General features: G+C 61.4%; 14 protein-coding genes and 1 other RNA gene. 2 read left to right on the forward strand and 13 right to left on the reverse strand.

The genetic code is table 11. The features are described from left to right. Positions 1-2: 2 nt before the first annotated feature. The 13 genes from truA to HYPDE_RS14090 form a co-directional block, all read right to left on the reverse strand. Entirely contained in the window at positions 3-743 is a 741-nt protein-coding gene (gene truA / locus HYPDE_RS14035) for a tRNA pseudouridine(38-40) synthase TruA (protein ID WP_015599158.1), read from the reverse strand. 60 nt (positions 744-803) lie between these two features. Then, positions 804-1,253 (reverse strand): hypothetical protein, encoded by a 450-nt coding sequence (locus HYPDE_RS14040; RefSeq protein ID WP_015599159.1) that lies wholly within the window; start codon positions 1,251-1,253, stop codon positions 804-806. A 92-nt stretch (positions 1,254-1,345) separates the two neighbouring features. Further along, positions 1,346-2,278 carry a methionyl-tRNA formyltransferase gene (fmt, locus tag HYPDE_RS14045; protein WP_015599160.1) on the reverse strand — a complete coding sequence of 311 codons (933 nt, stop codon included), beginning with the start codon at positions 2,276-2,278 and terminating at the stop codon, positions 1,346-1,348. Positions 2,279-2,366: 88 nt separating this feature from the next. Continuing rightward, on the reverse strand, positions 2,367-2,882 hold the full coding sequence (def, locus tag HYPDE_RS14050; protein WP_015599161.1) for a peptide deformylase: 516 nt from the start codon (positions 2,880-2,882) through the stop codon (positions 2,367-2,369). A gap of 44 nt (positions 2,883-2,926) precedes the next feature. Continuing rightward, on the reverse strand, positions 2,927-3,862 hold the full coding sequence (locus HYPDE_RS14055; protein WP_015599162.1) for an NAD-dependent epimerase/dehydratase family protein: 936 nt from the start codon (positions 3,860-3,862) through the stop codon (positions 2,927-2,929). Between the two features lie 51 nt (positions 3,863-3,913). Then, positions 3,914-5,311: an MATE family efflux transporter gene (locus HYPDE_RS14060; protein WP_041321349.1), complete on the reverse strand. Its 1,398-nt coding sequence runs from the start codon at positions 5,309-5,311 to the stop codon at positions 3,914-3,916. Between the two features lie 60 nt (positions 5,312-5,371). Next, a complete protein-coding gene (recR, locus tag HYPDE_RS14065) occupies positions 5,372-5,977 on the reverse strand; it encodes a recombination mediator RecR (protein WP_015599164.1) in 606 nt (201 codons plus the stop codon). 182 nt (positions 5,978-6,159) lie between these two features. After that, complete coding sequence (locus tag HYPDE_RS14070) at positions 6,160-6,480, reverse strand: YbaB/EbfC family nucleoid-associated protein (RefSeq protein ID WP_015599165.1); 321 nt, start codon at positions 6,478-6,480, stop codon at positions 6,160-6,162. Positions 6,481-6,518: 38 nt separating this feature from the next. After that, a complete protein-coding gene (locus HYPDE_RS14075; RefSeq protein WP_041321351.1) occupies positions 6,519-8,360 on the reverse strand; it encodes a DNA polymerase III subunit gamma/tau in 1,842 nt (613 codons plus the stop codon). 111 nt (positions 8,361-8,471) lie between these two features. Beyond that, an RNA gene (gene ffs, locus HYPDE_RS18850) (signal recognition particle sRNA small type) lies at positions 8,472-8,567 on the reverse strand. 153 nt (positions 8,568-8,720) lie between these two features. Further along, positions 8,721-9,473, reverse strand: coding sequence for an SDR family oxidoreductase (locus HYPDE_RS14080; protein ID WP_015599167.1), 753 nt, complete (start codon positions 9,471-9,473; stop codon positions 8,721-8,723). 4 nt (positions 9,474-9,477) lie between these two features. Further along, complete coding sequence (locus HYPDE_RS14085) at positions 9,478-10,389, reverse strand: prephenate dehydratase (protein WP_015599168.1); 912 nt, start codon at positions 10,387-10,389, stop codon at positions 9,478-9,480. 54 nt (positions 10,390-10,443) lie between these two features. Then, positions 10,444-11,193: a 3-deoxy-manno-octulosonate cytidylyltransferase gene (locus HYPDE_RS14090; RefSeq protein WP_015599169.1), complete on the reverse strand. Its 750-nt coding sequence runs from the start codon at positions 11,191-11,193 to the stop codon at positions 10,444-10,446. Between the two features lie 171 nt (positions 11,194-11,364). Between HYPDE_RS14090 and HYPDE_RS14095 the strand changes: the two genes are divergently transcribed. Both HYPDE_RS14095 and HYPDE_RS14100 read left to right on the forward strand, forming a co-directional pair. Beyond that, positions 11,365-11,937, forward strand: a complete 573-nt coding sequence (locus HYPDE_RS14095; protein WP_041320511.1) for a c-type cytochrome — start codon at positions 11,365-11,367, stop codon at positions 11,935-11,937. A gap of 142 nt (positions 11,938-12,079) precedes the next feature. After that, positions 12,080-14,017 (forward strand): extracellular solute-binding protein, encoded by a 1,938-nt coding sequence (locus tag HYPDE_RS14100; protein ID WP_015599171.1) that lies wholly within the window; start codon positions 12,080-12,082, stop codon positions 14,015-14,017. Positions 14,018-14,034: the final 17 nt, after the last annotated feature.

Below are 14,034 nucleotides of genomic sequence, written 5' to 3' on the forward strand. Positions count from 1 at the left end.
AGCTATTCGTAATCGACCCGTACGAGATAAAGGCCGGCAGCGGGCGCCACAGGCCCGCAAGCTTCACGGTCGGCCGCTTCGAGTGAGTCTGCCAGATCTTGTCGGGTCCACTTTCCTTCGCCCACGAGCTTCAGGCTGCCGACCATCGACCGCACCTGATGGTGCAGGAACGATCGCGCGGAGACGCGGCAGACGATTTCTTCGCCCTGCCGTGAGACATCGAAGACATCAAGCGTCTTGACCGGCGACTGCGCCTGGCATTGAGCAGCGCGAAACGTCGTGAAATCGTGCTTTCCGAGGAGCACCTGCGCCGCCTCGTGCATGGCGCCCGCATCGAGATCGCGCATGGTCCACCAGACACGATTGCGTTGCAGGATCGGCGGCGAGCGCCGCGTCAGGATTCGATATTCGTAGTGCCGCTTCACGGCGCTGAAGCGCGCGTCGAAGGTATCATCAACCCGAGCTGCGGAAAGCACCGCGATCGGGTTCGGCCGCAAGTGAAAGTTCATCGCATCGCGGATGCGGCCCGGCTCCCACGTCTTTTCAAGATCGAAGTGTGCAACTTGTCCAAGCGCGTGAACGCCCGCATCGGTTCGTCCGGCGCCGCGCACGCCCGGCGCTTCGCCCGAGAATCTGCGGATTGCAGTTTCTAGTGCTCCTTGAATCGACACGCCTTCGGCTTGGCGCTGCCAGCCGATGAAAGGCGTGCCGTCATATTCAATGGTGATGCGATAGCGAGACATTCAGGACCAGTGCGCAACGTGGGATGGGAACGCCATCCCTAACGGTTGCGGCGCCGTCGCTCAATGCAGCCCGATGGCGCCCGGGCTGCCTTTGCCATGCGGGCCGCGGCCGAACTTGCCGGGATGGCCATTCCTGAAATGGTGGAAGCCCCTTTGGCCTCTAAAGAAACGCCGGCCGTAAGACGGATAAGTGTAGATCGGCCCATCGGGGTTGTAGGCACCGAGATCGCTGCGACCGTTGTACGTGCTGTCCGCAGCATTGGAGCTGTAATCGTAGACATTGTTCTCGCTGAAGCTCAGCGCGAGCGGCGTACGGTTTGGATTGACGATCACATAACGATCCGGCGGCAATGGACGGATGACGCGCACGCCGTGCTCGAGGGTCGTGACGGCACCATAGTACGGCTGCGTCACGATGCGCGTCGTGAAACCGTCGGCGCGGGCTACTCCGGTCAGCGTCAGCAACGCCGACCCCACCGCAATCAGAAAAATCGAAAACGGACGGCGCATGCTTGGTCCTCGGAATAGAACGGGCGAGAACGCAAGATTAGCCTTACCTCACGAAAGTCGCAGCGCGTTTGTCGAGCATGCTTAATTCCGGCTCAGGCCAGATGCGTTCCCGGCGCAAGACGCGCGCCCCGCAGGAAATCGGCGGCTTTCATCGGCTGCTTTCCGGCGCGCTGCAGCTCCTCGATACGGATGGCGCCTTCGCCGCAAGCGACCGTCAGTTCGCTGTCGAGCAGAACGCCCGGTTCGCCGTTTTTAGAGACGGCAGATGCGCGCAGCACCTTGATCCGTTCCGGGTTGCCGCTGAGGTTTGCCTCGAACCATGCGCCGGGAAAAGGCGACAGACCGCGAATGTGATTGACGATCTCATGCGCGGGTTTTGCGAAGTCGATGCGCGTTTCGCGTTTGTCGATTTTGGCGGCGTAGGTCACACCTTCTTGTGGCTGCGGCATCGCTTTCAAAGTTCCGGCTTCGAGCTGAGCCAAGGCATCGACCATCAACTCGGCGCCGAGTGCCGATAGCTTGTCGTGCAATTCCCCGGCGGTCATGTCGGTGGAGATCGGCATATCGCGTCCGAGACAGACGGGACCGGTGTCGAGTCCTGCATCCATGCGCATGATGTTGACGGCGGTTACCGTATCGCCTGCCATGATGGCGCGCTGGATCGGTGCCGCGCCGCGCCAGCGCGGCAGCTTCGAGGCATGGACGTTGAAGCATCCGAATCGCGGCGCATCGAGCACGGTGGCAGGCAGCAAAAGCCCGTAGGCGACCACGACGGCGGCATCTGCGTTGAGTGCCGCGAACTCGGCGCGATCTGTATCCGCCTTAAAATTCTTCGGTGTTCGGACCGGAATGCCGAGCGCCTCGGCGCGGCGGTGAACAGGTGATTTAACTTCCGATAAACCCCGCCCGGCGGGCCGCGGCGGTTGGCTGTAGACCGCTACGATGCGATGGCCAGCCGCGGCGACAGCGTCGAGAACCGGCACGGCGAAGTCCGGCGTGCCCATGAACACGATGTCGAGCGGCATCCCGCGAATCCTCATTTGCGCGTGCGATCAATCTGCGGTCGGCTGGCCGCACGTGCAGGAATTGTTCGGCCCGAAACCGGCGTGCTCGCTAGCTCCGCGCCTCGCGCCCCTGCTTCTTGAATTTCCGGATGATCATGTCGCGTTTCAGGCGCGACAGGAAGTCGATGATCAGTTGCCCGTCGAGGTGGTCAAGCTCGTGCTGAAGGGCCGTCGCAAGCAAGCCTTCGGCGGCAAGCTCCTGCTCCTTCCCATGCCGGTCGATGTAGCGGACCGTTACGCTGGCGGGCCGTTCGATTTCCACGTGCACGTCGGGAATCGAAAGACAGCCCTCCTCATGAAGCCGGGTCGTCGATCCGAGCGCGACAAGCTCGGGGTTCGCCATCGCTATTGGGTTTGGGGGCGCGCCTTCCTCGGCGGCATCGACGACGAGGATGCGTTTCAAAACGCCGACCTGCACGGCGGCAAGGCCGATGCCCGGCGCGTCGTACATCGTCTCCAGCATGTCGTCCATCAACTTGACGACGGCATCGTCGACCCGCTCGACCGGATCGGAGATCTTGCGGAGGACGGGATCGGGAATTTTTATGATGGGTAGAATGGCCATGACGCTGACATATGGAAGGCGATGGCGGCGGTCAATGGCGTGTGCTATCCGCGCGCAGCGGATGCAAGGGCTTCGGCGGTCGCCTCGACGGGCTGCCAGCCTGTTTGCCGTAACCGGCCGGCGTCCGCGACGAGGTCGCCGCTCAGGCGATCGGCAATCTCGGCCTTACCGGCCATGCGGAGCGCGGCGGCAATCGCGACCTCGGGAATGGGGAGCAGCATGGACGGATGGCCGCGGCCTTTTCGCAATGCCCGGATGATGTCCGCAATCGTAACGGGCGTGCTGTCGGCAACGATGAAGGATGCATCCTTGGCGGCCTCGGCCCCGAGCACATGTTTAATCGCCGCGAGCAGATTGCCGATGCTCAGCAGCGACCGCCGTCCTTTCATCGCGCCGAACGGCAGGGGATAGGGGCTGGCCGCGAGCCGCATCAGCGCTGCCATGTTGCCCTTGACGCCCGGTCCGTAAACCAGAACGGGGCGGAGGACGGTCCAATGCGTGCCTGAGCCCGCGAGCAGCTCGGCAGTGATCGCTTCGGCCGCGATCTTTGAACGTCCGTAGGCGTCGGTTGGGCTGGCGGGCGTTGCCTCGGTGACGACGCCATCGTGCGAGGCGCCGACCTGGGCGCGGACCGACGATATCAAGACGAAACGTTTGACGCGAGCCGCGCGTGCGGCTCTTGCGAGCTGGCGCGTTGCATCGACATTGATCGCGGTATAGGCGGCGTCCGGAATTCCCGCCCGGGCATGCGCCATGCCGGCGGCGTGAATGACGGCATCGACACCGCGCACGACATACTCGGCGGCGAATGACCGCGACATATCACCGAGTGCAATTCCTTCGACATTCGGATCGTCGAAGATGACGGGCTGGCGCGCCGCCGCCCGGACCAGGTAACCGCTTTCAGACAGGCTGCGAACGAGATGCTTCCCGATGAATCCGGACGCTCCGGTCACGAGAATTCGCGGCTTGACGGTCATGGCCAGACTCCCTTGCTCCCCTGCAAGAGGCAATTTCCCAGTCGGACGAAGCTACACCACTTCGTGACCAACAGGATTCTCGGGCGGCTTAAACGTTTCTCCAATCGCGTCGATCAGCTTATAGGCCGAAAAAATGGCAACGATACCGAATGCGACGCCGCCGACCATGTTGCCCGCGAGCACGCCCGGCGCGCCGAAGAACCTGCCACCAAGCAGAACGAACGGAACGGTTCCGAGCGTCGCCCTACCCCAGTTCAGCATCGTCGAAAAATGCGGCCGGCCCAGCGTGTTGAATGCAGCGTTTGCGACGAACAATGCGCCCATGAAAACGAAAAGCGGCGACAGCCAACGGCAGAAGAAGACGATCAGCTCGCGCGCTTCACCGCCCGCGTTGAAGACCGCCGCGATCTCGTTCGCGAGAACTCCGAGGCCGAACCATGCAATGCCCGTAAATGCCGCCATCGTCAGCAGCGAGAACGTGAATACGTCGCGCATGCGCTGCGGGGAGCGCGCGCCGAAGTTCTGGCCTATGATCGGGCCGACGGCACCCGAGAGCGCATAGATGGCGCCGAAGGCAACCGGTGTCAGCCGCGCGAGGATCGCCCAGGCTGCGACTGCCGCATCGCCATAAGCAGCGATCGCGTAGGTGACGTAGCCATTGCCGATGGCCGGCGCGATATTCGTCAAAACGGCCGGTGCAGCGATCTGCAGGAAGGCGGGCGCATCCTGCATGAGCGTTGCGCTTTTCGGGCGCGAAAGAAGATCATGCACAATCATGACACCGTAGAAGCCGATCCCCATCATCACCAAGCGGGCGATCAGCGACGACACCGCCGCGCCTTCGATCCCGAAGCCGAAGTGTACGATCAGGATCAAGTCCAGGATCGTATTGACGATCGCGCCGAACAACGTGACGAACATCGCGCGACGCGCGTCTCCAGCCGAGCGCAGAACCGCCGACGATGTAATCGCGAGCGCGAGAACGGGCAGTGTCGGCACAAGAATTCTCAGATAGACTGCCGCGAGATCGAGCGTTCGCCCGCTGGCTCCGATGAGCTCCAGCAGAGGCTCGATCGCGAACCACAAGACGACCGCGATCAAAACCGAGGCGATCAGCGCGAGCAAATGTGCGTTCGTCGCCAGACGCCGCGCCCGCATGCGCCGCCCGGCACCGAGAGCGGGCGCGACAAGCGACGTCGCGGCGATCGACAATCCGATGCCGACGGACGTCGCGAAGAACAGGATCGAACTTGCGTAACCGACGGCCGCGACGATCGCCTCGTCGTTCAGCCGCGAGAGAAAGTAGATATTGGCGAGATCGCCGACGAAGATCGCCATGAGGCCGAGCGCGCCCGCACCGGTCATCGTCAGGATGTGGCGCAGCAGGGAGCCGGTGACGAATCTGGGGGCCTGAGCAGAGGGGCGCCGCGTCGTCTCGATATTGTTCATCGTCCCTTTTTTCCCGCCCTGGACGGCCAAGTTCGGGCCTGCCTTTTGCAATTCGCCGCTCTAAAGCTTGCGCCGAGCCTTGAAGGCTGCTGCGAGCGTGCCGTCGTCGAGATAATCGAGTTCGCCGCCAATTGGCACGCCTTGCGCGAGCCGCGATACCGTAACGTCGATCGTCGCGAGCTGATCGGATATGTAATGGGCCGTCGACTGGCCTTCGACGGTGGCATTGAGAGCGAGCAGGATTTCTTTGACTTCGGGTGATTGCGCCCTCGTCAAGAGACTTGCGACATTCAACTGCTCCGGTCCGATGCCGTCGAGCGGCGACAAGTGGCCGCCAAGCACGTGATAGCGCGCCGAGACGATGCTCGCGCGTTCCAAGGCCCAGAGGTCGCCGACCTCCTCGACCACAACGATGAGGCTTTGATCGCGGCGCGGATCGGCGCAGATGCTGCAGGGCGCGACCGTATCGAGATTGCCGCAGACCGGGCATTCGGAAATTTTTTCGACGGCTTGCTGAAGCGCGTCCGACAAGGGCAGCAGCAGATCGTTGCGCCGCTTCAGCAGCGACAGCACCGCCTTGCGCGCCGAGCGGGGCCCAAGGCCCGGCAAGCGCGACAGGAGCTGCACGAGGCGCTCGATCTCCGGTCCTGCGATTTTCCGGGACATCCTCTAATTCTTCATGTGACCGCTTATCAGAAAGCCAAGACTGCCGGAGTTCATCCGCTCCATGGCCGGGCTTGCCCCCGCCATCCAGAGCCGCGCGATCCGCTCTCTGTAATCTCGGCACTGGATGGCCGCCTCGGAGGGCGGCCATGACGCGGCGGTGACGTTTCCAATACGCTGGAGGACTAGAATAATTTCATTCCCGGCGGCAAGGGAATCCCGCCGGTGATCTCAGCCATTTTCGTCTGCATGGCATTATCGGCCTTGGCGCGAGCGTCAGCCGCTGCGGCGACGATCAGGTCTTCGAGAATCTCGACCTCGTCGGGCTTGATCAGGCTTGGGTCAATGCGAACGCGCTTGACCTCGCCCTTGCCGTCGACTGTCAGATGTACGAGACCGCCGCCGGATTGGCCTTCGATCTCGGTGCGTGCGAGTTCTTCCTGCATCTCTTTGAAACGGGCCTGCATCTGACCCATTTGCTTCATCATACCCATCAAGTCTTTCATGCAATCCTCTGCGTTGCGGCAATTCTCGGCGACGCGCGTCAACCGGCTTCGCTCTCTTTATCTTCGTCGGTACCGGTCGCCCCACCGGCTAATGGGCGCACTTCGATCTTCGCCTCGGGAAATGCCTGAAGCACGGCGCGCACGGCGGGATGCGCCTTGAGCTGTTCGAACTCGGCGGCTTCGCGTTCGCGGCGCACGACGCCTATGGGCTTCTGGCCCGCCTCTTTCGAAAGCACCACGACCCATCGCCGCCCCGTCCACAAATTGAGCTTTTCGCGGAGATCGTTGGCAAGCTCGGGCGGAGCATCCGGTAAAAGGAAAATATCGATCGAGCCCGCCACCGCGTCGAACTTAACGAGGCTGACGTGGTCTTCGAGATGGATTTTGAGTTTTGCGTCGCGCTTTTCGCCGACAAGCGCCACGACCTCAGCAAAAGAGCGCGGATCGGGGGTTGCACTCCCGCGCGGCGCGGGTGACGCAAGTTCATCGTCTTCGATCGCATCGCCGAAGCCATCATCAAGCTGGCCATCGTCGCTGTCGAAATCGAAAGACTCGTCCGTCTCGCTATCCGCTTGCTGAGCACTCGGAGCAGTCGTCGTCGTGTTGACGGTCGGCCGCGCTTCAGGCGTACGCGTTTCTGCTGGTGCTAGCGCCGGACGGCGGGCGGGAAGCGCGGCGCCGCCGAGGCTCTTGATCAATTCGTCAGGCGTCGGCAGGTCGGCCGTATAGGCGAGCCGGATCAAGACCATCTCGGCCGCGACATCGGGGTTCGGCGCGCGGCCGACATCTTCGAGGCCTTTGATCAGCATCTGCCAAGCGCGCGACAGATAGGGCATCGAGAGCCGTGCCGCGAGATCGCTGCAGCGTTTCTTCTCTTCCGCCGTCAAGCCCTCGCTCGCCGGCTCTTCACCGACAGCTTTGACGCGGGCGATGGCGTGCACCGCTTCCGCAAGATCGGCGATGACCTCTTGGGCTTCGGCGCCGTCGCGATGCAGGCTGGAAAATCCATTGAGCGCGGCTGGAAGATCGCCACGGAAAATCGCTTCGGCCAAATCGAAGATACGCGCGCGATCGGCCAGGCCCAGCATGTCGCGAACGCTCATTGCCGTGACGTGGCCCTCGCCCATCGCAATCGCCTGGTCCAGGATCGAAAGGCCGTCGCGCACCGATCCTTCGGCGGCGCGGGCGATCAATTGCAAAGCGTCGGAATCTGCTTCCGCGCCTTCGGCCTCGGAAATCTTCTTGAAATGCGCGGCAAGTACCGGCTGCTCGACGCGACGCAGATCGAAGCGCTGGCAACGCGACAGCACCGTGACCGGGACTTTGCGGATCTCCGTCGTCGCGAAAATGAAGCGGACGTGCGCGGGCGGTTCTTCGAGCGTCTTCAGCAGCGCGTTGAACGCGCCCTTGGACAGCATGTGAACCTCGTCGATGATGAAGACCTTCGTGCGCGCGACGAGCGGCGTATATTGCGCGCTTTCGATGATCTCGCGGATGTTGTCGACGCCGGTGTTGGACGCAGCGTCCATTTCGAGCACGTCCGGATGACGGCCCTCCATGATGTCCTTGCAGTGGACGCCCAGCCCCGGCATGTCGATGGTCGGCTTATCGAAACCCGGCGCTTCGTAATTCAGAGCGCGTGCAAGAATGCGGGCGGTCGTCGTCTTGCCGACGCCGCGCACGCCGGTCAACATGTAACCCTGCGCGATGCGCCCCGACGCGAAGGCGTTCCGGAGCGTCGTCACCATTGCCGACTGGCCAATCAGATCATCGAAGGTCGCAGGACGATACTTGCGCGCGAGCACGACATACGGCTTCGCCGCCTCGGCACCGGGTGAGGCCGCAACGCCCTCAGACGTATCTGATTTCTTTTTGGCCATGTTCTCCGGATCGATACTTCCGCCCAAAGGGCGAGGGAGCAAGGCGACCCGCGCCGAACCTTGTCCAAAACCTGCGCCGCTGCCGAGGCCGTTCGGCCTGGGCGCGCAATCAAAAGAGGCTGGCGAACGACCCGACTTCCGATCGTTAGGGCTGCTTCCTTCCGGACCTGACCCGGTTGGCGACGAATTCGTCCGCCGCCAGCCCAAGCCTATAATGGGGGGAACAGCGGAGAAGTACAACCCCGCGATACCGCAACCCCCAAAAGTCGCAGTGTGATACAAGCTATTGATCTAAAAAAATAAACTCGGAACACGCCCGGCCTAAGTCAACTTGCACGAGACATTGCAAGAATCTCGGCGTCAGATACAGCGGCCGCCGTCGACCTCAATGGCGACGCCGGTGATGAAGGCGCTTGCGGGGTCGGCGAGAAAGAGGGCGGCGTTCGCGATGTCGATCGGCTTCGACATGCGGCCGAGCGGAATTCCGGCGACAAACTTGGCGCGGTTCTCGGGCGTGTCGGGCAGGCCCATAAACTGCTCGAGCATTCCAGTCTCGCCGATGACCGGGTTGATGGCGTTGACGCGGATATTCTTCGGCGCAAGTTCCGCCGCCATCGACTTCGTCAGCGTGATCGCCGCGCCCTTCGAACCATTGTACCAAGTCAGGCCCGGGCGCGGCCGGATACCGGCCGTCGAAGCCGTCGTGATGATCGAACCGCCCCCGCGTTTCTCCATCACCGGCACGACGGCGAGCGTCGTCAGGTAGATGGATTTGACGTTGACGGCGTAGATGCGGTCGAAGTCGTCTTCGCTGACTTGCATCAGCGATTGATTCTTGTGCGTAACGCCGGCGTTGTTGACGAGAATGTCGACGCCACCGAACCGGTTCACTGCAGCAGCGATCATTGTGTCGACATCGCTGCGCTTCGTGACGTCGGTCGTCGTCGCGATGGCATTGCCCTCGCCGATCTGGTCCGCGAGTGCGGTGGCAGCCGCGCCATTGATGTCGGCGATGACGACCTTGGCACCCTCGGCCGCGAACAGCTCGGCGATACCGCGGCCGAAGCCCGAGGCGGAACCGGTGATAATCGCGACTCTGTCTTTCAGGCGCATTCGATCAGCTCGAGCGCTTGAGCGGCACTTGGCCGCTCGCTGCCAGTTCAGCGGCTTCCTTACGGAAGGGACTCGCCGGATACGTCCCGAAAATCGTAATCTGCGTCGAGAAGAACGACAGCTCCTCAAGCGCGAGCTGGACAGGCCGGTCGACCGGGTGGCCTTCGATGTCTGCGAAGAACATCGTAGCGTTGAACGTGCCTTCTTCCTGATAGCTTTCGAGCTTCGTCATGTTGACGCCGTTGGTCGCAAAACCGCCAAGTGCTTTGTAAAGCGCTGCCGGTACGTTGCGCACGCGGAACAAAAACGTCGTCATGACCGGACCGTTACCGGGCTCGGCATCGTCGGGGTCTTTGGCGAGAATGACGAAACGCGTCGTGTTGTGCGTTTCGTCCTCCATGTCGCTTTTCAAGATTTTGAGGCCATAGATCTCAGCGGCAAGACGCGAGGCTATGGCCGCCGTCGTCAGATCATTCCTTTCGGCGACGAGACGCGCGGAGCCTGCGGTGTCTGCCTCCGGAACCGGTGTCAGTCCGAGTCTGCGAAGCGTCGTCCGGCATTGTCCCAGCGCCTGCGTGTGGCTCATCACGCGCTTGACGGTCTCCAGACTGGCGCCCTCCTTTGCCATCAGCTGGTGGCGAACACGCAGGAAGTATTCGGCAACGATGTAAAGGCCGGCGTGGGGAAGCAGATGGTGGATGTCCGCAACGCGCCCGGCAACCGAGTTCTCGATCGGGATCATCGCGTAGCGCGCCTCGCCGGATTTCACAGCCAGAATCGCATCTTCGAACGTCGGATAAGCGACTGGCTCAAGATCGGAATAAGCCTCGCGCGCCGCGAGATGCGAATTTGCGCCGGGCTCTCCCTGATAAGAAATTTTTGCAGGCGTGTCGGGAGGCTCGGTTCGATGCGGCATGGCGTATGGGCGCTTGAGGTTAGGAGGCGAGCGGAGATGCGAGAGGCGGGTGGATCATGGCGCGATGAGACGGCGGGCGCGCTCAAGATCGGCGGGAGTATCGACACCGAGAGGAACGGTGTCAACGATTGCGACGTCGATGCGCATCCCGGCTTCGAGGGCGCGCAATTGCTCCAGCTTTTCACGCTTTTCAAGCGGCGACGGCGGCAACGCGACGAAGCGTTCGAGGCTCGAGCGACGATACGCATAAATGCCGATGTGATGGTAAAGCGGCCCATCGCCCGAGGGCGCCGTGGCACGCGTGAAGTACAAAGCACGAAGGCGATCGTCCGCAATCGGCGTGCCGACGATCTTGACCACGTTCGGGTTCGTCCGCTCCTCGGTCTCGGAGATGACAGCGGTCAGGGTTGCAATATCTACGCCCGGCGTTTCGAGCGGCGCGATGCAGCGTGTCACCAGATTTGGATCGAGCGTCGGGAGATCGCCCTGCAAGTTGACGATGATACTCGCGCGCCGTCCGGGGTCCGCTTTCGTGACGGCTTCGAAAACCCTGTCGGAGCCCGAGGCATGATCGGCGCGCGTCAACACGGCGTTGCCTCCGGCGGCCGTAACGGCATCCGCAATTTCCCCGCTGTCGGTCGCGACGATGACTTCTCCGGCATTTGCGGCGACGGCGCGACGCCAGACGTGGACGACCATGGGGGTGCCGGCAATGTCGGCAAGCGGTTTACCGGGCAGCCGGGTCGCCTGCATGCGGGCGGGTATAACGATCAGATTATGCTGGGACACGGGCTTGAGAATCATCGTTCGGTGACAAACTGTCTCGCCACCCTAGCAGGTGCGAAATCGTTTGTACGCTTGCATGGGAGAGGTGAGCTTATATACCTCTCCCCGTGGGCTCGTACTAGTTGAATGGAATGGTCTCTTCGCATCTCGCCTGTGCATTACCGTCTAGCCGAAACCGGGGGCTTTGAAATGAGAATAGACGAAATCGAGTTCATCAAGATCGCCGGGGCGATTCTTCCCGCACTGCTGCTGATCTTCGGGGCAAGAACAATCATCGACATGAACGTCGGGCATGCTCCGGAAAAACCGGGTTTTACGCTTCCGGCCGCGACCGAGGGCGGTGCTAAAGCGGAAGCGTCCGGAGGCGCCGCTCCGGCTGCAGCCGAAACGCCAGACGATGCCGCTAAAAAGGTTTTGGCGTTGCTGCCCAAAGCCAGCGCCGACAACGGCAAGGCGATCTTCAAGAAGTGCGCTGCCTGCCACGTTGCCGAAAAAGGCAAGAATCCGACGGTCGGCCCGAACCTCTGGGACGTCGTCAATCGTAAACGGGCTTCATATCCGGGATTTGCCTATTCCGACGCGATGAAAGCCAAGGGCGGCGAGTGGTCGTTCGAGGAACTCGCGAAATTTATCCACAGCCCGAAGACCTACATTCCGGGCACGAAAATGGTGTTCGCAGGCCTGCCTTCGGAGAGCGACGAAGCAGACGTCCTCGCCTATCTCGCAACTCTTGCCGATACGCCCGTTCCCTTGCCAAAATGACGGCAAGTTAACTCGCTATGCTGCCTAAAGTTTGCGACCCTGCCGAGCCGTTGGCGGGGTCGCTTCGTATCCGGACGCAGACTTATCCCCGTGTCCGCAGGCTGTGGTAGGCTTTCGAGCCCGAGAAAGGACGAAATCGAATATGCGGATACGCCTGACGACGTTAGCCCTTGCCGCCATGGCGTTCCTGAGTTCTCCGCCGGTTTCGAACGTGGCGCACGCCGACGAGTCCCAATGCCGCACGGCGATCTCGCTCATCGGCGAACCGAAGTACGGTCCCGATTTCAAGAATTTCGACTGGGTAAACCCGGATGCGCCGAAAGGCGGCACACTCCGTCAGTGGGCGGACGGTACGTTCGATACGCTCAATCCGTTCTCGGATAAGGGCGTCAAGGCCGGCGGACTTAACCTTATCTATGACAGCCTGTTCGCGAACAGTCCCGACGAGCCCGAGACGCAATATGGCCTGATCGCAGAATGCGCATCCTACCCGGATGATTTTTCCTCCGTGACGTTCAAGCTGCGCCCCGAAGCCAAATTCAACGACGGCACGCCGATCACGCCCGAGGACGTGATTTTCTCGTTCGATGAGTTCAAGAAGGTCAATCCGTTCTATGCCTTCTACTACAAGAACGTCGTCAAGGCGGAAAAGACCGGCGATCACGAGGTGAAGTTCACCTTCGACTCCAAAGGCAACCGCGAGTTGCCGATGATCGTCGGCCAGATGAGCGTGGTGCCGAAGGCGTATTGGGAAGGCAAAGACGCCAACGGCCGCCAGCGCAGCCTTAGCGAGACGACGGTCGAACCGCCGCTCGGCAGCGGCGTCTACAGGATCAAGTCGGTCGATATGGGCCGCAAGATCGTCTACGAGCGCGTTCCCGACTATTGGGCGAAAGATCTGCCGGTGATGCGCGGACAATATAACTTCGATACGCTCGAAGTAACGTATTACCGCGACCGGTCTCCGGCGTTCGAGGACTTTAAGACGGGCAAGCTCGATTTCTGGATGGAGAACCGGGCTGCCGCGTGGGCCTCGCAATACGATTTCGACGCGCTGAAAAAAGGCCTCGTCAAGAAAGAGGCGCTGCCGGTTAAGCGGGTTGCCGGGATGCAGTCGTTCGCGTTCAATATCCGGCGGCCTCAGTTCCAAGATCCGCGCGTGCGTCAGGCGTTCAATCTACTGTTCAATTTCGAGGAGACGAACAAGAAGCTGTTCTACGGATCGTATGTGCGTCTCAACAGCTTTTTTGCGAACTCCGATCTCGCGTCCAAGGGGCTGCCCGAAGGGCGCGAACTCGAAATTCTGAACGAGGTCAAATCCGAGGTGCCGCCGGAGGTTTTCACGACGGAGTGGAAAAACCCGGTCAACAATAAGGAAGGCGACTATCGCAAGCACCAGCAGGAAGCGCTGAAGCTTTTCGAGGCTGCTGGCTGGCAAATCAAGAGCGAAGTGGCCGACGACGGCTCCTGCGGATTTTTCTGCAAGGCGATGCGCGTAGTCGGATTGTCGTCGGCGCAGACAGCACGCGTTCTGAGGAACGCCAAGGGCGAGCAGATGACCGCCGAATTCCTGATCGACGGCGACACGTTCCAGAACATCATTCTGCCCTACGTCCAGAACCTCAAGGCGCTCGGCATCAATGCTTCGGTTCGGGCGGTCGACGATGCGCAATACAAACAACGCGAAGACAGTCGCGACTTCGACATCATCGTCGACAACTTCGCGCAATCGAATTCGCCCGGAAATGAGCAGCGCGACTTCTGGGGATCAGCTGCGGCCGACAAGCCCGGCAGCCGTAACACCATCGGCATCAAGAATCCGGCGGTCGACACATTGATCGACAAGATCGTGTTCGCGAAAGACCGTGCCGATCTCGTTGCCGCGACACACGCGCTCGACCGCGTGCTTCTCTGGAACTTCTACGTCGTTCCGCAATGGTACTACCCTTATGAGCGTATTGCGTATTGGGATATCTTCGGCCGACCGAAAATCCTGCCCTCGCAGTCTGCATCGTTGATGCAGGTCTGGTGGATCGACCCCGAAAAGCAGAAGGCCGTCGCAACAGCAAAGGCAAAATGATCCGGTGCCGGTCTCTT

The sequence above is a fragment of the Hyphomicrobium denitrificans 1NES1 genome, assembly GCF_000230975.2.
GTDB lineage: Bacteria > Pseudomonadota > Alphaproteobacteria > Rhizobiales > Hyphomicrobiaceae > Hyphomicrobium_B > Hyphomicrobium_B denitrificans_A.